At 72.7% G+C, this 22,957-nt stretch carries 19 protein-coding genes; 15 read left to right on the top strand and 4 right to left on the bottom strand.

Annotated features, from left to right (window positions below):
• Positions 1-76: 76 nt before the first annotated feature.
• Positions 77-2,221: a primosomal protein N' gene (locus ABT078_RS06035; protein ID WP_351224261.1), complete on the top strand. Its 2,145-nt coding sequence runs from the start codon at positions 77-79 to the stop codon at positions 2,219-2,221.
• Positions 2,222-2,763: 542 nt separating this feature from the next.
• On the opposite strand, the gene ABT078_RS06040 is transcribed toward ABT078_RS06035, so the two are convergent.
• Positions 2,764-3,267 carry a hypothetical protein gene (locus tag ABT078_RS06040; RefSeq protein ID WP_351224263.1) on the bottom strand — a complete coding sequence of 168 codons (504 nt, stop codon included), beginning with the start codon at positions 3,265-3,267 and terminating at the stop codon, positions 2,764-2,766.
• Between the two features lie 223 nt (positions 3,268-3,490).
• Here ABT078_RS06040 and fmt point away from each other — a divergent pair, with 223 nt between their 5' ends.
• The 4 genes from fmt (at position 3,491) to ABT078_RS06060 (ending at position 7,953) form a co-directional block, all read left to right on the top strand.
• Entirely contained in the window at positions 3,491-4,435 is a 945-nt protein-coding gene (fmt, locus tag ABT078_RS06045; protein WP_351224265.1) for a methionyl-tRNA formyltransferase, read from the top strand.
• 34 nt (positions 4,436-4,469) lie between these two features.
• Positions 4,470-5,906 (top strand): RsmB/NOP family class I SAM-dependent RNA methyltransferase, encoded by a 1,437-nt coding sequence (locus tag ABT078_RS06050; protein ID WP_351224267.1) that lies wholly within the window; start codon positions 4,470-4,472, stop codon positions 5,904-5,906.
• Between the two features lie 241 nt (positions 5,907-6,147).
• A complete protein-coding gene (rpe, locus tag ABT078_RS06055; protein WP_351224269.1) occupies positions 6,148-6,831 on the top strand; it encodes a ribulose-phosphate 3-epimerase in 684 nt (227 codons plus the stop codon).
• 75 nt (positions 6,832-6,906) lie between these two features.
• The gene (locus ABT078_RS06060; RefSeq protein ID WP_351224271.1) at positions 6,907-7,953 is read left to right on the top strand and encodes a sugar-binding transcriptional regulator; all 1,047 of its coding nucleotides are present in this window, start codon (positions 6,907-6,909) and stop codon (positions 7,951-7,953) included.
• Between the two features lie 90 nt (positions 7,954-8,043).
• Here ABT078_RS06060 and ABT078_RS06065 read toward each other — a convergent pair whose 3' ends face one another.
• Positions 8,044-9,162, bottom strand: a complete 1,119-nt coding sequence (locus ABT078_RS06065; protein ID WP_351224273.1) for an amidohydrolase family protein — start codon at positions 9,160-9,162, stop codon at positions 8,044-8,046.
• Entirely contained in the window at positions 9,163-10,638 is a 1,476-nt protein-coding gene (locus ABT078_RS06070) for a type I glutamate--ammonia ligase (protein WP_502981165.1), read from the bottom strand.
• Positions 10,639-10,709: 71 nt separating this feature from the next.
• Here ABT078_RS06070 and ABT078_RS06075 point away from each other — a divergent pair, with 71 nt between their 5' ends.
• From ABT078_RS06075 to ABT078_RS06085, 3 genes are all read left to right on the top strand, one after another.
• Positions 10,710-11,114 carry a guanyl-specific ribonuclease gene (locus ABT078_RS06075; RefSeq protein WP_351224275.1) on the top strand — a complete coding sequence of 135 codons (405 nt, stop codon included), beginning with the start codon at positions 10,710-10,712 and terminating at the stop codon, positions 11,112-11,114.
• Positions 11,111-11,473 carry a barstar family protein gene (locus tag ABT078_RS06080; protein ID WP_351224277.1) on the top strand — a complete coding sequence of 121 codons (363 nt, stop codon included), beginning with the start codon at positions 11,111-11,113 and terminating at the stop codon, positions 11,471-11,473. Before ABT078_RS06075 ends, ABT078_RS06080 begins: the two co-directional genes overlap by 4 nt.
• 104 nt (positions 11,474-11,577) lie before the next feature.
• Positions 11,578-13,020 (top strand): GuaB1 family IMP dehydrogenase-related protein, encoded by a 1,443-nt coding sequence (locus ABT078_RS06085; RefSeq protein ID WP_351224279.1) that lies wholly within the window; start codon positions 11,578-11,580, stop codon positions 13,018-13,020.
• Between the two features lie 292 nt (positions 13,021-13,312).
• On the opposite strand, the gene ABT078_RS06090 is transcribed toward ABT078_RS06085, so the two are convergent.
• Positions 13,313-14,350 (bottom strand): GDSL-type esterase/lipase family protein, encoded by a 1,038-nt coding sequence (locus ABT078_RS06090; protein ID WP_351224281.1) that lies wholly within the window; start codon positions 14,348-14,350, stop codon positions 13,313-13,315.
• A gap of 257 nt (positions 14,351-14,607) precedes the next feature.
• Here ABT078_RS06090 and ABT078_RS06095 point away from each other — a divergent pair, with 257 nt between their 5' ends.
• From ABT078_RS06095 to ABT078_RS06125, 7 genes are all read left to right on the top strand, one after another.
• Positions 14,608-16,950 carry a sensor histidine kinase gene (locus ABT078_RS06095; RefSeq protein WP_351224283.1) on the top strand — a complete coding sequence of 781 codons (2,343 nt, stop codon included), beginning with the start codon at positions 14,608-14,610 and terminating at the stop codon, positions 16,948-16,950.
• Positions 16,943-17,452, top strand: coding sequence for a roadblock/LC7 domain-containing protein (locus ABT078_RS06100; protein ID WP_351224285.1), 510 nt, complete (start codon positions 16,943-16,945; stop codon positions 17,450-17,452). The genes ABT078_RS06095 and ABT078_RS06100 overlap by 8 nt, the downstream gene beginning before the upstream one ends.
• 4 nt (positions 17,453-17,456) lie before the next feature.
• On the top strand, positions 17,457-17,825 hold the full coding sequence (locus ABT078_RS06105; RefSeq protein WP_351224287.1) for a DUF742 domain-containing protein: 369 nt from the start codon (positions 17,457-17,459) through the stop codon (positions 17,823-17,825).
• 247 nt (positions 17,826-18,072) lie between these two features.
• A complete protein-coding gene (locus ABT078_RS06110; RefSeq protein WP_351224289.1) occupies positions 18,073-19,545 on the top strand; it encodes an amino acid permease in 1,473 nt (490 codons plus the stop codon).
• A 10-nt stretch (positions 19,546-19,555) separates the two neighbouring features.
• A complete protein-coding gene (locus tag ABT078_RS06115) occupies positions 19,556-20,011 on the top strand; it encodes an Lrp/AsnC family transcriptional regulator (RefSeq protein WP_351224291.1) in 456 nt (151 codons plus the stop codon).
• Between the two features lie 234 nt (positions 20,012-20,245).
• Positions 20,246-21,058, top strand: coding sequence for a carbon-nitrogen hydrolase family protein (locus tag ABT078_RS06120; protein ID WP_351224293.1), 813 nt, complete (start codon positions 20,246-20,248; stop codon positions 21,056-21,058).
• A 41-nt stretch (positions 21,059-21,099) separates the two neighbouring features.
• Positions 21,100-22,806: a flavin monoamine oxidase family protein gene (locus tag ABT078_RS06125; protein WP_351224295.1), complete on the top strand. Its 1,707-nt coding sequence runs from the start codon at positions 21,100-21,102 to the stop codon at positions 22,804-22,806.
• The last annotated feature ends 151 nt before the right edge of the window (positions 22,807-22,957 follow it).

Genomic DNA, 22,957 nt, shown 5'->3' on the forward strand with positions numbered 1-22,957 from the left:
ACACCGTCACCGCTCCTGATCTCAGGCGCCCTCCGCGCAGCCTTCACTGTCAGTCCCTTCTGATAGGAAGGTGGCTGTGAGCAGCGACAACGAACGTTCCGAGCGGCCCGGCGACGGCCCGCCGGAGCAGCTTGCGCTCATCCGGGAAACCGTGCGGCAGGCGAAGGTGCCGCGGGCGAAGCCCCGGACGTGGCGGGGGGCCGCACTGGCGAAGGAACTGCCGGTGGCGAGGGTCGCGGTGAACAAGGGGGTGCTGCACCTCGACCAGTTCTTCGACTACGCCGTGCCCGAGGAGCTCGACGCGGACGCACAGCCCGGCGTGCGGGTGCGCGTGCGCTTCGGGGCGGGGGCACATCAGGTGCGTGACGGGCGGCGCGAGGGCGGGCGGCTGATCGACGGCTTCATCGTCGAGCGACGGGCCGAGTCGGACTACTCGGGGCCGCTGGCGGCGCTCGCCGACGTCGTCTCGCCCGAGCCCGTCCTCAGTCCCGAGCTGCTCGCCCTGACCAGGGCGGTCGCCGACCGGTACGCGGGGAGCCTCGCCGATGTGCTGCAGCTTGCGGTGCCGCCGCGCAGCGCACGGGCCGAGGCGAAGCCCTCGCCGGAGCCGCTGCCGCCGCCGGGTGCACCGGACGTGGGGACCTGGGAGCGGTACGGGCGGGGGGCCGGGTTTCTGGAGGCGTTGGCCGGCGGGGGTGCACCGCGGGCCGTGTGGACCGCGCTGCCCGGACCGCACTGGGCCGATGAGCTGGCCAGGGCCGTCGCGGCAACCTTGGCGTCCGGGCGGGGCGCGCTCGTCGTCGTGCCGGACGGGCGAGCCGTGGCGCGGGTCGACGCCGCCCTCACCCGGCTCGTCGGCGAGGGGCGACATGCGGTGCTGACCGCCGAGGCGGGACCGGAGAAGCGGTACCGGCAGTGGCTGGCGGTGCGGCGCGGGTCCGTGCGGGCCGTGGTCGGCACACGGGCGGCGATGTTCGCTCCCGTACGGGACCTCGGGCTCGTTGCGATATGGGACGACGGCGACGCCAGCCACAGCGAGCCGCACGCCCCCCTGCCGCACGCGCGCGAAGTGCTGCTGCTGCGCGCCGCGCACGACAGGTGCGGGTTCCTGCTGGGCGCGACGAGCTGCACGGTGGAGGCGGCCCAGCTCGTCGAGAGCGGCTGGGCGCAGCCGCTGGTCGCGGACCGGGGACAGGTGCGGCGGGCCGCGCCACTGGTACGCACCGTCGGAGACGGCGAGCTCGCCCGCGACGAGGCCGCGCGGGCCGCCCGGCTGCCGTCGTTGGCATGGCAGACCGTCCGCGACGGGCTGAAGTCCGGACCTGTGCTCGTCCAGGTGCCCCGGCGGGGGTATGTCCCCAGGCTGGCCTGCGAGCGATGCCGCACGCCCGCGCGCTGCGGACACTGTTCCGGGCCGCTGGAGGCGCCGGGCGAGCGCGATCTACGGTGCGGATGGTGCGGGCGGGACGCCGGCGGCTGGCACTGCGCGGAGTGCGGCGGCACCCGGCTGCGGGCCCAGGTGGTGGGCGCGCGGCGCACCGCGGAGGAACTGGGAAGGGCGTTTCCGGCGGTGCCGGTGCGCACGTCCGGGCGTGACCATGTCCTGGACACCGTGCCCGGCCGGCCGGCCCTGGTCGTCAGCACACCGGGCGCGGAACCGGTCGCCGAAGGCGGATACGCGGCGGCGCTGCTGCTCGACGGCTGGGCCATGCTCGGCAGGCCCGACCTGCGGTCTGGCGAGGAGGCACTGCGCCGATGGATGGACGCCGCCTCGCTGGTGCGGGGCCAGGAGGACGGCGGCACGGTCGTGGTCGTCGCCGAGCCGACACTCCGCCCCGTGCAGGCGCTCGTCCGCTGGGACCCCGTGGGCCACGCCCAGCGCGAGCTGGCCGAGCGCGCCGAGCTGGGCTTTCCGCCCGTGTCCCGGATGGCGGCCGTGACGGGTCCGGGCGAGGCGGTGGCCGCCTTTCTGGCGGCGGCGGAGCTGCCGGGGGACGCGGAGGTCCTGGGGCCGGTTCCATTGCCGCCGGTGGCTCCGGGGCGGCCGCGTCGGCCCGGCGACCCGCCGGCGGGGGAGTCGTGGGAGCGGGTGCTTCTGCGGGTGCCTCGGGGGAATGGAGCGGCGCTGGCGGCAGCCCTGAAGTCGGCCCGGGCCGCGCGGCTGGCGCGGGGCGGCGGGGACCCGGTACGCATTCGCGTGGACCCCCCGGACATCGGCTGACGCGGGTTTCTTCCGGGGGTGCGCGGTTGCCCGGTGCCGTGCGGTTGCCGTCGGGGTACGCTCCGGGGCTCGTGTCCTGAGCTGTCGGTCCTCACCGCGCGCTTCGCGAGCTGCGGGCGCCTTTACGTCCAGAACACGGCCCCTGTGCGTCCCCTACGTGGGGAACCGGGCGGGCTCGCGCCGGTGGTGTGTGGCCACCCACCGGGTCGCGGTCGGGGGGCGGCCGGGGCGGGGCCGTGCAGGGTCGCCCCCGCAGAAATCGGGCGGTGGTGCCGGGTGACGCCGTACCCACCGCACCGATTTCGAGGAGGCGAGCCCGGAGGGGTCCCGCACCATCACCCACCGACAGCAGCCGCACCAAGCCCGTCCGGGGTCCCCCCACGCCGCAGGGCACAGGGGGAGCTTGAGGACGGACACACCGGACGCCCGGCGGCACCGGCCACACCGCCCACCCCGCACCGCAGGAGGCACCCCGCGTCCCGCCGAAGGCACAAGCCCGCCCCGGCGCACCGAGTGGGTGCACCGGGGCGGGCGGGGTGGGGTCAGCCGTTGCGCGGGCCGGGGAAGGCGCTCGGGCGGACCTCCTCGCGGAAGGACTGGGCGGCCGCCGTCGGCTGCGGCGGCATCGAGCGCGCAGCGGGCACCGCGGGCACCGCAGGCGCGGCGGCGATCGCCTCGGCCGCCCCGGGCTGCGGCGTCGCCCGCCGCGACCCGTAACGGCGGTGCACGGCCTGCTTCGTGACACCCAGCGCCGAGCCCACCGCGTCCCACGAGAAGCCCAGCGAACGGTCGAAGTCCACCGCCGCGGTCACCAAGGTCTCGACGCTGTCCCGCAGTTCCTGCGCGAGGCGGACGGTCGGGGCCGGAGCCCTTCCGTAGACGACGAAGCCCGTGGACGGGCCGGAGCGACGCGGACGGTAGACGTTGCCCAACTGGGCCGTGAGCGTGCGCAGTGCGTCCACCTGCCGGCGGACCCGCTCGATGTCCCGCACCAACAGATGCAGACTCGCCCGGGCTTGGGCGTCGTGGGTTGCGTGGTCGGCCATGAACAAGCCTCTCGAACCGGCGATGAAAACGGTCGGGCCGCACCGGGGCTGCCCGCTTCGGTCAATCTCTCTTGACCAACGCTCCACCCTGCGTTGTGGTCACGGGGCACGGGTGCAAGGGCATATGCGCGGGGCGCACGTGCGTCCGTGCGCCCCCTGTCGGTTCGGCCAAATAGACTGGTACGTCGCGCGTCCACCCGGCACACAGAGCGAGGTATCTCCCGTGAAACTTGTCTTCGCAGGCACCCCCGAGGTCGCCGTACCCGCCCTGGATGCCCTGATCGCCTCCGACCGGCACGAGGTCGCGGCCGTCGTCACCCGCCCGGACGCCCCTGCCGGCCGCGGCAGGCGCCTGGTCGCCAGCCCGGTCGCGCAGCGTGCGGAGGAGGCCGGGATCGAGGTCCTCAAGCCCGTCAGGCCGCGAGACGAGGACTTCCTCGCACGGCTGCGCGAGATCGCCCCGGACTGCTGCCCGGTCGTCGCGTACGGCGCGCTGCTGCCCAGGGTCGCGCTGGACATTCCCGCCAAGGGCTGGGTCAACCTGCACTTCTCGTTGCTGCCCGCGTGGCGTGGTGCCGCGCCTGTGCAGCACGCGATCCTCGCCGGGGACGAGATGACCGGTGCCTCGACCTTCCAGATCGAGGAGGGGCTCGACTCCGGGCCGGTCTACGGCGTGATCACCGAGCACGTCCGGCCGACGGACACCAGCGGTGACCTGCTGACCCGGCTCGCGTTCGCGGGCTCGGGACTGCTCGCCGCGACGATGGACGGCATCGAGGACGGCACCCTCAAGGCCGTACCGCAGCCGACCGCGGGCGTCACACTCGCCCCGAAGCTCACCGTCGAGGCCGCGCAGGTGGACTGGCACGCGCCGGCTCTGCGCGTCGACCGGGTCGTGCGCGGCTGCACGCCTGCCCCCGGCGCGTGGACCGCCTTCCGCGGTGAGCGGCTGAAGCTGGTCAACGTCCACCTCCACCCGGACCGCGCGGAGCTCGCGCCCGGGGAGCTGATGGTCGGCAAGAACCATGTGTACGCGGGAACCGGTTCGCACGCCGTCGAGCTGCTCTGGGTGCAGCCGCAGGGCAAGAAGCCCATGCCCGCGGCGGACTGGGCCCGCGGGGTGCGGATCGCCCCCGGCGAGAAGCTGGGAGCCGCCGACGTAGGCTGAAGGCGTTCGACTCTTCTGAAACGCGGAGCACCTTTTGAGTGAGCAGAGCGGCCGTCGCCGTCCCCACAAGCCGTACCGTCGCCCGAAGAAGGACCCCGTGCGGATCCTCGCCTTCGACGCGCTGCGCGCGGTGGACGAGCGGGACGCGTACGCCAATCTCGTTCTGCCGCCGCTGCTGAAGAAGGCCCGCGAGCACGGTGACTTCGACAACCGGGACGCGGCACTGGCGACCGAGCTGGTGTACGGCACGCTGCGCCGGCAGGGGACCTACGACGCGATCATCGCCGCGTGCGTCGACCGGCCGCTGCGCGAGGTCGACCCGCCCGTGCTGGATGTGCTCGCGCTCGGTGCCCATCAGCTGCTCGGTACGCGTATCCCGACGCACGCGGCCGTCTCGGCGAGCGTGGAGCTGGCGCGGGTCGTGCTCGGTGACGGTCGGGCCAAGTTCGTCAACGCCGTGCTGCGCAAGATCTCGCAGCACGATCTCGACGGGTGGCTGGAGCGTGTCGCGCCGCCGTACGACGAGGACGCCGAGGACCACCTGGCCGTGGTGCACTCGCATCCGCGGTGGGTCGTCTCGGCGCTGTGGGACGCGCTGGGCGGCGGCCGGGCCGGGATCGAGGACCTGCTGGAGGCCGACAACGAGCGGCCCGAGGTGACGCTGGTCGCCAGGCCGGGGCGGGCCACGACGGACGAGCTGCTGGACCTGCTCGGCGAGGAGGCCGGGCTGCCGGGTCGCTGGTCGCCCTACGCGGTGCGGCTCACCGAGGGCGGCGAGCCCGGCGCGCTCGACCCCGTGCGCGAAGGGCGCGCGGGAGTGCAGGACGAGGGCAGTCAGCTCGTCGCGATAGCCCTTGCCAACGCCCCGCTCGACGGCCCCGACAAGCGCTGGCTCGACGGCTGCGCGGGCCCCGGCGGCAAGGCGGCCCTGCTCGGCGCCCTCGCCGCGGGACGCGGCGCCTCGCTGCTGGCGTCCGAGAAGCAGCCGCACCGCGCGCGCCTCGTCGAGCGCGCCCTGGCCGGCAACCCCGGCCCGTACCAGGTCATCGCCGCGGACGGCACCCGCCCGCCGTGGCGTCCCGGCTCCTTCGACCGGGTCCTCGTCGACGTGCCGTGCTCGGGCCTCGGCGCTCTGCGCCGCCGTCCCGAGGCCCGCTGGCGCCGCCGCCCCGAGGACCTCGACGGCTTCGCCCCGCTCCAGCGCGAGCTGCTGCGCGAGGCCCTTGCCGCGGTCCGTGTCGGCGGCGTCGTCGGATACGCGACGTGCTCGCCCCACCTCGCCGAGACCCACGTGGTCGTCGAGGACGTGCTCAAGGGCCGCGGGGGCGCCCCGGTGGACGCCGAGTGGATCGACGCGCGCTCCCTGATGCCGGGGGTACCGGCACTGGGCGACGGCCCGGACGTTCAGCTGTGGCCGCACCTGCACGGCACCGACGCGATGTATCTGGCGCTGCTGCGGCGCACCGGCTGACGCAGCAGACGCCGACGACCAGGGGCCGCACGAGGAGAAGGGCCGGCACCGCCCCGGCACCGGCTGGTGCCGTACCGGGCGAGCCGCCCGGTACGCGCTGCGACGTTCGCCGTGGGCGGGTGCCCGCGGACCGTCCGGCGGGCCGGTTCCTCGTGATGGTGGCGGCCTCCCGCGGCAGCCCGCGGTGCCTGCTCGGGGTCCTCCCGCGCAAGCCGGTGCCGCCGCATGGCAGTCTTGGCACATGGCCCAGATCAACCCCAGCATCCTGTCCGCCGACTTCGCCCGCCTCGCCGAGGAGGCGAAGGCCGTCGAAGGCGCCGACTGGCTCCACGTAGATGTCATGGACAACCACTTCGTGCCCAATCTGACGCTCGGCGTGCCGGTGGTGGAGTCGCTCAGTCGTGCGACCGACATCCCGCTGGACTGCCATCTGATGATCGAGAACCCGGACCGCTGGGCCCCCCAGTACGTCGAGGCCGGCGCCGGCTCCGTCACCTTCCACGTGGAGGCCGCGGCGGCGCCCGTGCGGCTGGCGCGCGAGATCCGGGCCAAGGGCGCGCGCGCCTCGATGGCGCTCAAGCCCGCCACACCCATCGAGCCGTTCGAGGACCTGCTCCCCGAGCTCGACATGCTGCTGATCATGACCGTGGAGCCGGGCTTCGGCGGCCAGGCGTTCCTCGACATCATGCTCCCGAAGATCCGCCGCACCCGGGAGCTGATCAGCAAGCACGGACTCGAGCTGTGGCTGCAGGTGGACGGAGGTGTCTCGGAGGAGACGATCGAGCAGTGTGCGGAGGCGGGCGCGGATGTCTTCGTCGCCGGCTCCGCGGTGTACGGGGCCGAGGATCCGGCCGAGGCGGTGCGCTCGCTGCGCGACATGGCGGCCGGCACCATCGCATCGGCCCCCTGGGCATGCGACCACTGAGCCACGCTTACATGAACGGGGCCCGACCGGGCTGATCGATCACCCCCGGATCTGACAGGATGACGGTTCCGGAGTGTGAACAGCAGTGAGGAGAGCGCGGTGTCTGCAATGTCGGCGGGACGACCAGCCCTGCGGATGGGACCCGCGGAGCTGGTGCAGGCGGCGGCCATGGCCCGCCGCTTCTATCTCGAGGGCAAATCCAAGATCCAGATCGCCGAGGAGTTCGGCGTCAGCCGCTTCAAGGTTGCGCGGGTCCTGGAGACCGCGCTCGAACGCGACCTCGTGCGGATCGAGATCCGCGTCCCCGCCGAGCTGGACGCGGAGCGCTCCGACGCGTTGCGTGCCCGCTACGGACTGCGGCACGCGGTGGTTGTCGAATCCCCGTCGGAGGCCGAGGACGAGTCCCCCGACCCGGAGAACCTCGGTGAGGTGGCCGCGGACCTCCTCGGCGAGTTGGTGAACGAGGGCGATGTGCTCGGCCTGGCGTGGGGCCGCTCGACGATCCACATGGCGGCCGCGCTGGACCGGCTGCCGCCGTGCACGGTCGTGCAGCTGACGGGTGTGTACGACGCCGGGACCGCCGAGCGTGGCTCGGTGGAGGCCGTGCGGCGCGCGGCCCAGGTCTCCGGCGGCGAGGCGCACCCGATCTACGCGCCGATGCTGCTGCCGGACCCGGCGACCGCCGCGGCGCTGCGCAACCAGACGGGCATCGCCCGCGCCTTCGAGTACTTCGACAAGGTGACCGTCGCGTGCGTGTCGATCGGCTCCTGGGAGCCGGGCATCTCGACGGTCCACGACATGCTCACGGACGAGGAGCGCGCGCACTACGCGTCGCTCGGCGTCGCCGCGGAGATGTCCGCGCATCTCTTCGACGCGGACGGCCGCCGCGTCGGCCGCGACCTCGGCGAACGCTGCATCACGGTCGAGGCGGACCGGCTGCGCCGGATCCCGGAGGTCGTCGCGATCGCCGGCGGCCAGCGCAAGGCGTCGGCGATCGGCGCCGTGCTGCGGTCGGGGCTGGTCACGAGCCTGGTGACGGACACGGCCGCGGCCGACTACCTCCTCACGGAGTCCCACCCGGGGCCGCGGCCGGCGCTGGAGCGCGCGGACCCGGACGACTGACGGAAGACCTGCCCCCTTCGACGCCGCGCATCCCACCACAGCCCGCCCCGGCACCCACCGGGTCGGGCTGAGTTCGTTCGGGCGCCCTCGTCAGGGGGCGGATCCCAGGCCGTACAGGCGCCGGGCGTTCTCCGCCGCGAGCAGGTGCGCCACGCGTTCGCCGTCCGGCGCCGACCAGGCTCCGGAAGCCGTCCAGGTGTCCAGGAGACGGGCGAGCGCCTCCTCGAAGACGCGGGCGCCGACGAGGTAGAGCTCCGGGAGCCCGTACGCGTCGCTCGAGTACAGCAGCTTGCCGAACGGGGTCAGCTCCAGCGCCTCGGCGAGCACGGCCCCGGCGCGGGCGCCCGTGTGGGAGAGGGCCAGGCCGACGTCCGCGTACACATGTGTGAACGCGTGGGCGAGGTAGGCGGCGTGCCGGTGGTACGGGTAGCCGTGCAGGAGCACCAGCGGGCAGCCGTACGGGGCGACGGCCCGGATGAAGTCCGTCAGGAGCAGGGGATCGCAGCGGTCGAGGCGGAGATCGGGGTCGCCGAAGCCGGTGTGGAGCTGCAGCGGCAGCCCCGTCCGCACCGCCGACCAGAGCAGATGGCGCAGCAGCACCGGGTCGTCGAGCCGCCCGCCCGGTGCGCGCGCGTCCAGCCAGCGCCCGGCCGCGGCACGGACCTCGTTGGGAGTCGGCGGATCGGGGGCCAGGCCGAGGCCGTGGCGGTACGCGGCGATCGACTTGAACCCGGCCGCGGTGCGGGCGGCCGCCGTGACGGCGTGGTCGAACACCTCGAGGAACAGCCCGGGGCCGTGGGCCGCGTCGGCCGTGTGCTCGGCCAGCGTCTCCAGCCGCACGATCGTGCGTGCCTCGCCGCCGCCGAGCTCCGCCAGATCGGCGGGCCCCGTGAGGTCGCCCGGCAGCCCGGTGTCGACGAGATACGTGCCCGTGCCGCTTGCCCGCAGCAGCCTCCGCGTCACCTCGTCGGTGCCCAGCTCACGGCGGCGCTCCAGGTACCGCCCCGGAGGGCAGTGCGCCTCCAGTCCGAGCAGCGGCGGGCACCAGCGGCGCACCGCGAAGCCCAGCTGTGTGTCGAAGAAGCTCGTACCGGGGGCGGCCGGGGCGTCCGACTCGGTCAGGTACGAGGCGAAGGTCTCCGCGTCCGGGCTCCGGCGCAGCACACCGTGGCAGTGGTGGTCGACGAGCGGCGGCAGCGCGAGCGTCATTCAGTACCGCCCGCGCGTCGTGTCGGCGATCTCCTGCGGGCTTTTGCCGGCGAACAGCTCGGCCTCGGCCCGGCGTACGGCCACGATCGCCTCGAACAGCGCATCGCCGAGCGCCTCGCGCAGAACGTCCGACCGGACGAAGTGCGCCAGTGCCTCCGGCAGCGACCGCGGCAGCCGCGCAGGCGCACCCCTGGGCCCGTCGTGGCCGTCGTCCGACCCTGCCGGGGCGGCTCCGGCGTCCGCGCCGCCCCGCGCCGGACCGCTGTCCTCCGCCGGCTCGTCCGCCCATGTCGCCGGATCGCCCGTCACCGGCTCCGGCAGCCGGGCACCCGCGGCGAGGCCGGCGAGGCCGGCCGCGATCACCGCGCCCGTCACCAGATACGGATTGGCCGCCGCGTCGAAGCACTTCACCTCGGCGTTGGCGCCCTCCGGGTCGTCCGGAGCACCCGCGATGAACCGGAGTGCGGCCTCGCGGTTCTCCAGCCCCCAGCACTGGAAGGCGCCCGCCCAGCGGGACGGTTCGAGGCGGAGGTAGCTCGCGGGGGAGGGGGCGCCGATCGCGAGGAGGGCCGGGAGGGCCTCCAGGACGCCCGCGAGAAACGCCTCGCTGTCGGAGGTCGTCCCGAAAGGCCCTCGACCGCCCCGGCACAGGTTCTGCCCGTCCCGCCACAGACTCAGGTGGAGGTGACCGCCGTTGCCGACGCCCCCCGCCTCCACCACGGGGCCGAACAGTGGGTTGAGCCCGTGCCGCAGGGAGACCGCCCGCACCGTCTCGCGCACGAGCACCGCGAGGTCCGCGGCGCCCACCGGATCGGACGGGGCCACCGAGACCTCGAACTGCCCGGCGGCGTACTCGGGATGGATCTGGAGCACCTCGACGCCCTGCGCGACCAGCGCGCGCACCACCTCGTCCAGGTAGTCGGAGAGCTCGACCATCCGGGCCATCCCGTACGCGGGCCCCGTGCACGCGGGCACGCCGTCCCGGTGCACGACCCACTCGGTCTCGAAGCCCATCCGCAGCCCGATGCCGTGGTCCGCGGCCCGCAGGGCCATCCTCCGCGCGAAGAGCCGCTGGCACGCGGCGTACGGCCGGCCCTGCTGGTCGTAGCGGTCGACCGGCGCCCAGGCCCAGCCCGGCTGCGCGGCGAGCACGGTGAGCCGATCGAGGTCCGGTACGAGCCTCAGGTCGCCGTCCGGGCCGCCGATGTGGCGGCTCGTGGTGATCGAGTCGTCCACCAGGTAGACGTCGAAGACGGGCGACATACCGACGCCGCGCGCCGCCGCCTGGGCCAGCCGGCCGACGGGCACGGCCTTCACCCGGGTGAGGCCCGCGTTGTCCACCCAGGTCAGGGCCGCCCCGTGGACGCCCTCCGCCCGGAGCCGCGCGGTCTCGAGCCCGGCGGGCCTGCGGGCCTCCTGGCGAGCCCGCAGGCGCTCCTGCGGCGGTGCGTGCTTTCTCGGGTCGCTGTGCTGCACGGGGCATTCCCTACCCGCCCCGCCCTCCACCTTCACCACCTTCACCGCGCGGTCGTGGCAGCATCGGCGCCATGCTGCACCGGCCGCTCCTCCGCCTCGCCCTGGCGCTGCTGGCCCTTCTGGGGCTCCTGTCGACCGGATGCTCGTCCGGCTCCGACGCGCTGAACCGGGCGCCCACCAAGGTCGTCGCACGGACCGCCCTCCCCACCGTCCGCGTCGCCGACCTGCCGCCCGAGGCCCGCGAGACGCTGCGCCTGATCGACCGGGGCGGACCGTTCCCGTACGAGAAGGACGGAGCCGTCTTCGGCAACTTCGAGGGGATCCTGCCGAAGCAGGGGCGGGGCCACTACCGGGAGTACACCGTCCGCACGCCCGGCGAGCGTGACCGCGGGGCCCGCCGCATTGTCACCGGGCAGAGCGGTGAGATCTACTACACCGACGATCACTACGCGACGTTCACGGAGGTGCTCCGATGAGGGACGGCCCCCTCGCGGCGCTGTTCGGTGTGACCGCCGGCCGCAACATCACCGTGCTCGACCTCCATGGGGTCACGGACAAGGCCGCCTTCATGGAGCGCTGTGCGAGCGACCTGGAGCTCCCCGCGTGGTTCGGACACAACTGGGACGCGCTCGCCGACTGCCTCACCGATCTGCCGGGGGACGAGGGCACGCTCGTCCTCGTCCTCCGCTGGCAGGAGTACGCCGGGGCCAGGCCCCGCGAGTGGGAGACCGCCCAGGAGGTCTTCGCGCAGGCGGTGGACACCATGCCGGGGCGACTCGCAGTGCTCGTGTCCCTTGGAGGATCCGACCAGAGGTCGTCGCCGGGTCCTGGATGATCGGCCCGGGCAGTTCATTCCCGGCGCCATGGGACAATGAAGTACGTGCGTTTTCCCCCGGATGAACTTCCGGGACCCCTCCGAATGACTGGGATGTTCAGCACGTGCGTTTCCTCAATGACATCAAGCCGCCGTACGACCTGACGTACGACGATGTGTTCATGGTGCCGAGTCGTTCGGCCGTGGGCTCCCGCCAGGGGGTCGACCTCTCCTCCCCCGACGGCACGGGCACCACCATCCCGCTGGTCGTCGCCAACATGACCGCGATCGCCGGCCGCCGGATGGCCGAGACCGTGGCCCGCCGCGGCAGCATGGTCGTCATCCCGCAGGACATCCCGATGGAGGTCGTCACCGACGTCATCTCCTGGGTGAAGACGCGCCACCTCGTGCTCGACACCCCGATCGTGCTCGCCCCGCACCAGACCGTCGCCGACGCGCTGTCCCTGCTGCCCAAGCGGGCGCACGGCGCCGGTGTCGTCGTCGACGAGGAGCAGCGCCCGGTCGGCATCGTCACCGAGCACGACCTGTCGGGCGTGGACCGCTTCACACAGCTGTCCGAGGTCATGTCCAAGGACCTGCTGCTCATCGACGCGGACATCGACCCGCGCGAGGCGTTCACGACTCTCGACAACGCCAACCGGAAGTTCGCCCCCGCGGTCGACCGGGACGGCAGGCTCGTGGGTGCCCTCACCCGCAAGGGCGCGCTGCGCGCCACGCTGTACACGCCGGCCACCGACGCGGGCGGCAAGCTGCGGATCGCCGCCGCCGTCGGTATCAACGGCGACGTGGCGGGCAAGGCCAAGCAGCTGCTCGACGCGGGCGTGGACACGCTCGTCATCGACACCGCGCACGGCCACCAGGAGTCGATGATCAACGCGATCAAGGTGGTGCGCGGGCTGGACCCGCAGGTGCCGATCGTCGCGGGCAACATCGTCGCCGCGGAGGGCGTCAAGGACCTCATCGACGCCGGCGCGGACATCATCAAGGTCGGTGTGGGCCCCGGCGCCATGTGCACCACCCGCATGATGACCGGCGTCGGCCGCCCGCAGTTCTCGGCCGTTCTGGAGTGCGCCGCCGAGGCGAAGAAGTACGGCAAGCACGTGTGGGCCGACGGCGGTGTCCGCCACCCGCGCGACGTCGCCATGGCCCTCGCCGCAGGCGCCTCCAACGTCATGATCGGCTCCTGGTTCGCGGGCACGTACGAGTCCCCGGGCGACCTCCAGCACACCGCTGACGGGCGTCCGTACAAGGAGTCGTTCGGCATGGCCTCCGCACGCGCCGTGCAGAACCGTACGAGCGAGGAGTCGGCGTACGACCGGGCCCGCAAGGGGCTCTTCGAGGAGGGCATCTCCCACTCGCGGATGTTCCTCGACCCGGCCCGCCCGGGCGTCGAGGACCTGATCGACTCGATCATCGCCGGCGTCCGCTCGTCCTGTACCTACGCGGGTGCCGGCTCGCTGGAGGAGTTCACCGAGAAGGCGATCGTCGGCATCCAGAGCGCCGCCGGTTACGCCGAGGGCAAGCCGCTGCACGCCAGCTGGAGCTAGTGGCGTCTGCAGGCCGCGGCCTCTGGGACACCGGTCCCGGGGGCCGCTGCCGTGTTCGGGCGAGCGGTGTTTTCGGCGAGCCGCGGGGTGCGGGGTTCGCGGGGGTCGGGCGGGCGGCCCTCCGGGCTCGGCTCCTCGAAATCGGTGGGTACGGCGTCATCCCGTACGGGGAGCCGATTTCCGCGGGGGGACCCTGCACGGCCCGCCCCGGCCGTCCCCCGGGTGCGGATCGTGGGCCGTTCGCCAATGGGTGATGGCCAATGGGTGATCGCCCCGCAGAGCGGAACCGGCCTCAAGGGCGCACGAAGCCCGCGGTGCGCAGGGCTTTCGCGACTGCCGAGGCCATCAGCGCGTGGCCCGCGTCGTTCGGATGGAGTCCGTCCGCCAGGTGGTCAGCCGTCAGCAGACCGCGGCCGGGGAGCAGCGCCAGCCGCCTGTCGCCCGCCGAGACGAGGTCCCGCGCCGCCGACTCCATCGCCGTGCGCAGCTCGGCGAGCGTGGCACCGCAGGCGTTGGACGTCGACTCGGCTGCGGGGTGCAGTACCGGGGACACGATGAGCAGGGGCGTGTCCGGGTGGCCCTGGCGCACGAGGGTGACGAAGGCGCGCACCGTCTCGTACAGCAGGGGAGCGGTGCACGGGATCCGGGACCAGCAGTTGGTGCCGAACGCGAGGGTCAGGACGTCGGCGGGGAGCGCCGAGAGGTGCTGCGCGGTGGGGAGTTCGCCACAGGCTCCGCCCGCATAGCCGAGATTGACGGTGTCCAGCCCGAGGGCCCGGCCGGCAGCCGCGGGCCAGGAGTGGGCAGGACGGGTCGACAACCAGCCCTCCGTGATCGAGTCGCCGTGCACGACCCAGCGCGGACGCACCGGCGCGGGAAGGATCGCGCCTCCCACCCCGCGCAGACCGAGGATCACGGGCGACTGCGACTCGGGCGGGTGGACGGTGAACGGCCCCTCGCCGGAGGGGAGTTCGACCGTGACCGTTGCGTCCTCGGCGGGCTCGGTGAACGTCTCGTGCACCCGGTGGTCGCCCTGCCAGAGCGAGAAGCAATGGGCGAGCTCGCGCAGCGCCTCCGCCGCGCCGGGTACCCGTGCGCGATAGTGCACCTGGACCGCCCGCGCCCCGTCCGGCGCGCGGAACTCCAGCCGTACGCCGATGGGCAGCGCGGCCCGCTCGCGGGTGTCCCACGGCAGTCGCCCCGCATCCCCGGGATCGGCCCGCACCACGCGCTCGCCGTCCCGCCAGGCCACTCCGCGCAGGAAGGGGCCGGGGTCGAGCCAGGACGTGTCCGCGCGAGGCGCGGTGCGGGGCGTCGTGTCGGGCGTCACGTCGGGCCTCCAACCGTCGGACACGGGAGCGGACACACGTTTCAACGGGCCGGACACCCGAAGGGCACACCACTGTCGCCCGGGCCGGGGGAGGCACCGTGCAGCAGAGCTGACGAAGTGTCAATGGAGACGAGGATTCCCGATGACTCCTGATACCGCACGGAGCGTTGCGCTGTGTGCGCAGGATCGCGTAGCTTGACTGACCCTACCGGTCGGTAACCACCGCTGGTCCGTCGTCCTGATGACCTGGGGAGTCCATGCGCCGGCGACTGCGCCGTCCCACGATCCGCGGGCGGATCGTGGCCCTCACCGTGTTGCCCGTCGTCGCGCTGATGACGCTGTGGAGCTTCGCGATGGTGTCGGTGACCGGCGATCTGCGAGCCCTGATCCGGCTGCAGGGCATCTACGAGGGCTTCGGCACCCCGGTCGACACGGCGGTCGGGCAGATCCAGATCGAGCGCAGGCTGGCCGCCGCGTACCTGGGGGAGAGGGAGCGCGGCGACTCCGGTCCGGGCGGTGCCACCGCGTATCTGGAGCAGCAGCGCTCGACCGACCGGGCCGTGCAGGCGATGCGCGACGCGATCGGCGACGAGCGCGGGCGCGAGGATCTCTCTGCGCGCCAGCGGGAGTCGCTGGACGCCATGGCGGACGCGGCCGCGCGGCTGGAATCCCTGCGGAAGCAGGTGCTCGACCGGACGCTCTCCTGGAGCAGGGCCGTCGACGCGTACACGGTGCTCGTCGAGCCGACCTTCGACGTACAGTCCTCGCTCACCGCGCTGCAGGCCGGACAGCTCGCGCGCGAGGCGCAGGTCGTGGTGGAGCTGGTACGGGTACGGGAGTTCGTGTCCCGCGAGGACGCGCTGGTCGCCGGTGCGCGGGCCGCGGGGAGGCTCAGCGACGGCCAGTACGACGCGCTCACGGCCGCGATCGAGGACCGGCGGGTCTTCCACCGCACGTACGTCCCCGATCTGCCGGCCGACTCGCGAGGGCTGTTCACGGACTTCGAGGAGGGCGCCGAGTACCGGGCGCTGATCTCCGGCGAGGACGCGCTGCTGCGCGCCGGGGCCTCCGGGGCGGGCGAGGCGATCGCCGCCGACTCCTGGCGGACGACGACGGACCGCGCGGTCAGGAAGTACATGCTGCTGTGCTCCGAGTCCGCGCTCAACGCGGCGGACCGGGGGCGTGCCTTCGCCTACCGCGAGATGGTCAAGGCCGCGGTGGTCGGCGGGGTCGGGTTCGTCGCCGTCGTGCTGTCCATCTGGCTCTCGGTGTCGGCCGGACGGCGCATCGCACGGCGCCTGGAGGAGCTGCGCGACGCGGCCGACCTGCTGGCGACTCGTCAGCTGCCCGATGTCATGGAGCGGCTCTCGGCGGGTGAGGGCGTCGACGCGGCTGCCGTGGCGCCGCCGCTCGACTTCGGCGACGACGAGCGCGGGGCCGACGAGATCGCGCAGGTCGGGCGGGCGCTCAACGCGGCGCGGCGGGCCGCTGTGGAGGCGGCGGTCAAGCAGGCGACGCTGCGGCGCGGTGTGTTCGCGGTGCTGCTGAACATCGCACGCCGCAACCAGGCACTGGTGCACCGGCAGGCGAAGCTGGTCGACACCCTGGAGCGCCGCACCAGCGACCCGGACACGCTGGAGGACCTCTTCCGCATCGACCATCTGACGACGCGGATGCGGCGCCACGCCGAGGGCCTGATCATCCTCTCCGGCGCGGCGCCGGGGCGCAGATGGCGGGGGCCGGTGCCGCTCGTCGACGTCGTGGCCGCGGCGGCCGGCGAGATCGAGGACTACACGAGGGTCGTCGTACCGCCGATGCCGGCTGTCGGGATCAGCGCCGACGCCGTCGCGGACGTGGTGCACCTCGTCGCCGAGCTCGTCGAGAACGCGGCGGTCTTCTCGCCGCCGCACACCCAGGTCACGATGCGCACGGGCGCCGCCCGCAACGGCTTCGTGCTCGAGATCGACGACCGCGGACTCGGCATGGACGGCGACGAACTCGCCCAGGCCCACCGCACGCTGGCCCGCCCCGGCGATTTCGACCCCGTGCAGGACGAGCGCCTCGGCCTCTACATCGTCGGCCGGCTCGCCGCCCGCCACGACATCACGGTGACCCTGACCCGTTCGCCGTACGGCGGTACGACCGCGGTCGTCCTGCTCCCGCACACCGTCACCACACCCGTGGAGCCCGAGCCCGCCCGTGAGCCGGCGCCGCCGTCCCACGAGCGTGCCCCGGAACCCACGGGCGCCGTGGTCCGGGCGCTGCCCACGCGCGTAGGGAAGACCACGCCGACGGTGTCCGCGACATCCGCGGCGCCCGAGGCGGCCGAGGCACCTCACGCGGCCCCGGCGACCGCCGCGGCCGGCGAAGGCGGACCAGGACGGGGTCCGCTGCCCAAGCGCGTACGGCAGGCGTCGCTCGCGGCTCCGCTGCGGGAGGCGCCGGGCGGCGCGGAGCCGGAGGAGCCCGCGCAGGACGTCGGTGCGGAGGAGATGCGGGCGATCTTCGGGGCGTTTCAGCGAGGGGTCCACCGGGGGCGCATGGGCGAACCGGCCGGACCGGAGAGTACGAGCGACGAAGGGCGGGGCCACGATGGGTGACCAGGGCAGTCGCGACGATCGCGAGCAGGAGTCGCCGGAGGGGGCGGAGCGGGCGGAGTCGCCGGAGCAGAGCGAGCGCAGCGAACACACCGAGCAGACCGCAGCGGGAGATCTCGGCTGGCTGCTCGACGAGCTGGTGGCCAGGACCGACCACGTCCGCCAGGCGGTGCTGCTGACCGCGGACGGGCTCGTCACCTGCGCGTCCCGCGGAATGCCCGAGCGCGACATCGAGCACCTGTCCGCCGTGTGCGCCGGGTTCCACAGCCTCGCCAAGGAGGCCGGGGCCTGCTTCGAGGCGGGGAAGGTCCGGCAGACCATGGTCATGCTCGAGGGCGCGTATCTCTTCATCACCCCCGCCGGCGACGGCAGCCGCCTCGCCGTGCTCTCCGACATCGAGACCGACGTCGGCCAGCTCGCGCACGAGATGACCCTGCTGGTCAGGCGCGTCGGCCGGCACATGACCGTACCCGCGCGCACGCTCTCCGAGGCCCCCGGCGCCTGACCCCGTGAGCGAGCACTGGTACGAGGACGAGACCGGGTCGATGGTGCGGCCGTACACCGTGACCCGGGGCCGGACCCGTCCCGCCGCCGAGCACCACATCGACCTGATGTCGCAGGTCATGGCCGTGGACGGGGATCGGTCCGAACCGCGGCTCGATCATGCCCGCAGCTCCCTGCTGGAGCTGGTGCGCCGCGGGGCACGCCCGGTCGCCGAGGTCGCGGCCGACGCCGACATGCCGCTCACCGTCGTCCGTGTCCTCCTCGTGGACCTCGTCGAGGCGGGGCTGATCAGGATCTGCGCGCCCCCCGCGCACCGGGGGCCGCACGACCCGTCACTGCTCCGTGAAATAGCTGACCGTCTTCGTGAGATCTGAACACTTTTGCGCCACGGTGCAATGTTCCTCTGCTGCCGCCGGAACCACGCAACGATCTTGTGCTGATGCGCAAGGCTCATGCATTACGAGCAGGAACGCGCATCTCGTAAGGTCCTTGCTGTAAGTGGAGTGGCGGGGACCGCCTTCTCGGCGAATCCCCGCGCTTCGGGCTGCTCTCAGCCATGCCCGCGCCCGGGTCCGCCGCGGTCGCCGCCTCACAGACAGGCAGCGATAAGGAGCCTCCCCAGTGTTGGACCACGGCGCAGCGCCACCCGTCACCCCCCAGCAGGACCCGAGCGGTCCCGCTGTCGGGCTCGGCAGCCGACTGATGCGGCGCAAGCCGGTCGAACAACTCGTCGCCGAAGGCGGCCAGGGCGAGGGCGGCAGCCTCCGCCGCTCGCTGTCCATGTGGCAGCTGACGATGATCAGCATCGGCGCCACCCTCGGCACCGGCATCTTCGTCGTGCTCGGCGAGGCCACCCCGCTCGCCGGCCCCGCCGTGGCGATCTCCTTCGTCGTCGCGGGCCTCACCGCCCTGTTCTCGGCCCTGTCGTACGCCGAGCTCGCCGGAGCCGTCCCGGTTTCCGGCTCCTCCTACTCGTACTCGTACGCGACCATGGGCGAGCTCATCGCCTGGGTCTGCGGCTGGTGCCTGGTGCTCGAGTACGGCGTCTCGGTCGCGGCAGTCGCCGTCGGCTGGGGCGAGTACCTCAACGAGCTGCTCGACGGCACGATAGGCGTGACCATCCCCGCGTCGGTGTCCGCACCGCTCGGCGAGGGCGGTTTCATCAACCTCTCCGCACTCGTCGTCGTGCTGCTCGCCATGGTCTTCCTGATGGGCGGCGCCAAGGAGAGCGCCCGCGTCAACACGATCATGGTCATGGTCAAGATCGTGACGCTGCTGCTCTTCATCGGCATCGGCTTCATGGGCATCAAGGCCGGCAACTACGCCCCGCTCGCGCCGCTCGGCGTCACCGGGATCAGCGCCGCCGCGGCCACCCTCTTCTTCTCGTACATCGGCTTCGACGCCGCCTCCACCGCCGGTGAAGAGGCCAAGAACCCGAAGAAGGACCTGCCGCGCGCGATCATGCTGTCGCTGCTCATCGTCACCGTCCTCTACTGCCTCGTCGCGCTGGTCGCCGTCGGCGCCATGCCGTGGCAGGACTTCGAGGGCACCGAGGCGGCGCTCGCCCAGATCATGAAGGACGTCACCGGTCAGAGCTTCTGGGGCGTCGTGCTCGCCGCGGGCGCGGTCGTCGCCATCGCCTCCGTCGTCTTCGCCGTGCTGTACGGCCAGACCCGCATCCTGTTCGCGATGTCCCGCGACGGCCTCGTGCCCAAGGTGTTCGCCAAGGTCAACCCGCGCACCGGCGCCCCGCGCGCCAACACCGTGATCGTCTCGGTCTTCTGCGGCGCGCTCGCGGCCTTCATCCCGCTGGGCGAGCTCGCCAACGCCACCAGCATCGGCACGCTCTTCGCGTTCGCCCTGGTCAACGTGGCCGTGATCATCCTGCGCCACAAGCGTCCGGACATGAACCGCACCTTCAAGGTGCTGCTCTTCCCGGTCACGCCGATCCTGGGCTTCGTCTTCTGCGCGTACATGATGTTCAGCCTTCCGTTCGCCACATGGATGTATTTCGGTGGCTGGATGGTTGCCGGGCTCGTGTTCTACTTCCTGTACGGCCTGCGCCGATCCCGACTGGCAACAGCAGAGAAGTGATCCACCCCCTGTGCGACTGAACGATCTCGACGAACGCATCGTGCACGCCCTCGCCGAGGACGCGCGTCGTTCCTACGCCGACATCGGCTCGCTCGTCGGTCTGTCCGCGCCCGCCGTGAAGCGGCGCGTGGACAGGCTGCGGGCGGAGGGAGTCATCACCGGCTTCACGGTCCGGGTGGACCCTGCAGCGATGGGCTGGGAGACCGAGGGCTACATCGAGATCCACGCACGCAGCAACACCTCGCCCGAGACCATCAGACGCGGCCTCGAGCGGTATCCGGAAGTCGCGTCCGCCTCCACCGTCACCGGCGAGGCGGATGCGATCGTCCAGGTCTTCGCCTCCGACATGCGCCACTTCGAGCGCGTTCTGGAGCGGATCGCGGGCGAGCCCTTCGTCGAGCGGACCAAGTCCGTGCTGGTGCTCTCCCCGCTGCTCAGGCGCTTCTCGTCGGGCTCGCCCGCCTGACCACCCGCCCCTGCCGGAACCGCGGCTCCGCCGCCCGGCCGGGGCGGATGCGTTCCCGGGCCGGGCAGGGTGCGTCCCCGGCCCCGGACGCAATGAATCACCGCCGGTCCCCGCATTCACGCAACGGATCGACACTCGGTCCGCAACGGTCGGGTCTTGTCCGGGCGGAACGCCGGAACGTACCGTTTTGACGTCGCCCTGACGCCCTCGCCCACCACTTTCCGAGGTAGGTCCATGCCGCCGCTGCGCACCGCCCTGCTCCAGAGCTCCGGGACCCCCGGCGACATCGTGAAGAACCTCGGGATCCTCGACGCGCACGCCGCCCGCGCAGCGGCTGCGGGCGCCGGTCTGCTGATCTGCCCCGAGATGTTCCTCACCGGGTACGCGATCGGCGCCGATGTGCCCCGCCTCGCCGAGCCCGCTAACGGCGCCTCTGCACAGGCCGTCGCCGAGATCGCCGTGCGCCACGGCATCGCCGTCCTCTACGGCTACCCCGAGCGCGGCACCGACGAGGACGCCGAGAAGGTGTACAACGCCGCGCAGCTGATCGGGCCCGACGGCGCCCGCCTCGCGAACTACCGCAAGACCCACCTCTTCGGCTGCTTCGAACGGGAGTGGTTCACGCCCGGCGACGAGCCCGTCGTCCAGGCCGAGCTCGGCGGCCTCCGCATCGGCCTGCTGATCTGCTACGACGTCGAGTTCCCGGAGAACGTACGGGCCCACGCCCTGGCCGGAACGGACCTGCTGGCGGTACCGACCGCGCTGATGAACCCCTTCCAGTTCGTCGCCGAGAAGCTCCTGCCGGTCCGCGCCTTCGAGAGCCAGATGTATGTGGGCTACGCCAACCGGACCGGCCCCGAGGGCGAGTTCGACTTCGCCGGCCTGAGCTGCCTCGCCGGACCCGACGGCATTGCCAGGGCCCGCGCCGGCCACGGCGAGGAGCTGGTCATCGGCGATGCCGACCCGGACTTCCTCGCCGCCTCGCGCGCCGACAACCCCTATCTGCGAGACCGCCGCCCCGGCCTGTACGGGCCGCTCGCCCGCTGAGACCTCTCGTCCCGTCAGACCAGGACCAGGAGCAAGACCCCATGACGTCCACGGTGCCCACCGCCGTCCCGCACTCCGACGCGCAGCCGCCCATCACCATGTTCGGGCCGGACTTCCCTTACGCGTACGACGACTTCCTCGCCCACCCGGCGGGCCTCGGCCAGATACCCGCGACCGAGCACGGCACCGAGGTCGCCGTCATCGGCGGCGGGCTCTCCGGCATCATCGCCGCGTACGAGCTGATGAAGATGGGCCTCAAGCCCGTCGTCTACGAAGCGGACCAGATCGGCGGCCGGCTCCGCACCGTCGGCTTCGACGGCTGCGACCCCTCGCTGACGGCCGAGATGGGCGCCATGCGCTTCCCGCCCTCGTCGACCGCGCTGCAGCACTACATCGACCTCGTGGGCCTGGAGACCAGGCCGTTCCCCAACCCTCTCGCCGAGACCACCCCTTCGACGGTCGTCGACCTCAAGGGCGAGTCGCACTACGCGGAGGGCATCGACGACCTCCCGCAGGTCTACCGCGACGTCATGAACGCGTGGAACGCCTGTCTGGAGGAGGGAGCGGACTTCACCGACATGAACCGCGCCATGCGGGAGCGCGACGTCCCCCGCATCCGCGAGATCTGGGCGAAGCTCGTCGAGAAGCTCGACAACCAGACCTTCTACGGCTTCCTCTGCGACTCCGAGGCATTCAAGTCCTTCCGGCACCGCGAGATCTTCGGCCAGGTCGGCTTCGGCACCGGCGGCTGGGACACCGACTTCCCCAACTCCATCCTGGAGATCCTGCGCGTCGTCTACACCGAGGCCGACGACCACCACCGCGGCATCGTCGGAGGCTCGCAGCAGCTGCCGCTGCGGCTGTGGGAGCGCGAGCCCGAGAAGATCGTCCACTGGGCGCAGGGCACCTCGCTCGCGAAGCTGCACGACGGCGATCCGCGGCCGGCCGTGACCCGGCTGCACCGCACCGCCGGCAACCGGATCACCGTCACGGACGCCACCGGCGACATCCGTACGTACCAGGCGGCGATCTTCACGGCGCAGTCCTGGATGCTGCTCTCCAAGATCGCGTGCGACGACTCGCTGTTCCCCATCGACCACTGGACGGCGATGGAGCGCACCCACTACATGGAGTCGTCCAAGCTGTTCGTGCCGGTGGACCGGCCGTTCTGGCTGGACAAGGCCGTCGACGACAAGGGAAATCCGACCGGCCGCGACGTCATGTCGATGACGCTGACCGACCGGATGACGCGTGGCACGTACCTCCTGGACGACGGCCCCGACAAGCCGGCCGTCATCTGCCTCTCGTACACGTGGTGCGACGACAGCCTCAAGTGGCTGCCGCTGTCCGCGAACGAGCGCATGGAGGTCATGCTCAAGTCGCTCGGCGAGATCTACCCGAAGGTCGACATCCGCAAGCACATCATCGGCAACCCCGTGACCGTGTCCTGGGAGAACGAGCCCTTCTTCATGGGCGCGTTCAAGGCCAACCTGCCGGGCCACTACCGCTACCAGCGGCGTCTGTTCACCCACTTCATGCAGGACCGGCTGCCCGCGGACAAGCGTGGCATCTTCCTCGCGGGAGACGACATCTCGTGGACGGCCGGCTGGGCCGAGGGCGCCGTGCAGACCGCGCTCAACGCGGTGTGGGGCGTGATGCACCACCTCGGCGGCGCCACCGACGGGAGCAACCCCGGTCCGGGCGACGTCTTCGACGAGATCGCCCCGGTGGAGCTCCCGGAGGACTGACTTCCTCGAGGCTCGGTTCCCCCGGGGCCGGTCCCGGGTCCATGGATGAACCCCCGCCGCCGACCGCGACCCGGTCGGCCCCGGGTGGTCGCGTCAGCCGCCGTCGGCCGGAAACCCCGGCCGACGGCGGCTCCGTTCGCGTCCCGGCGTG

The organism is Streptomyces sp. NPDC002133, from assembly GCF_040296405.1.
Lineage (GTDB): Bacteria > Actinomycetota > Actinomycetes > Streptomycetales > Streptomycetaceae > Streptomyces.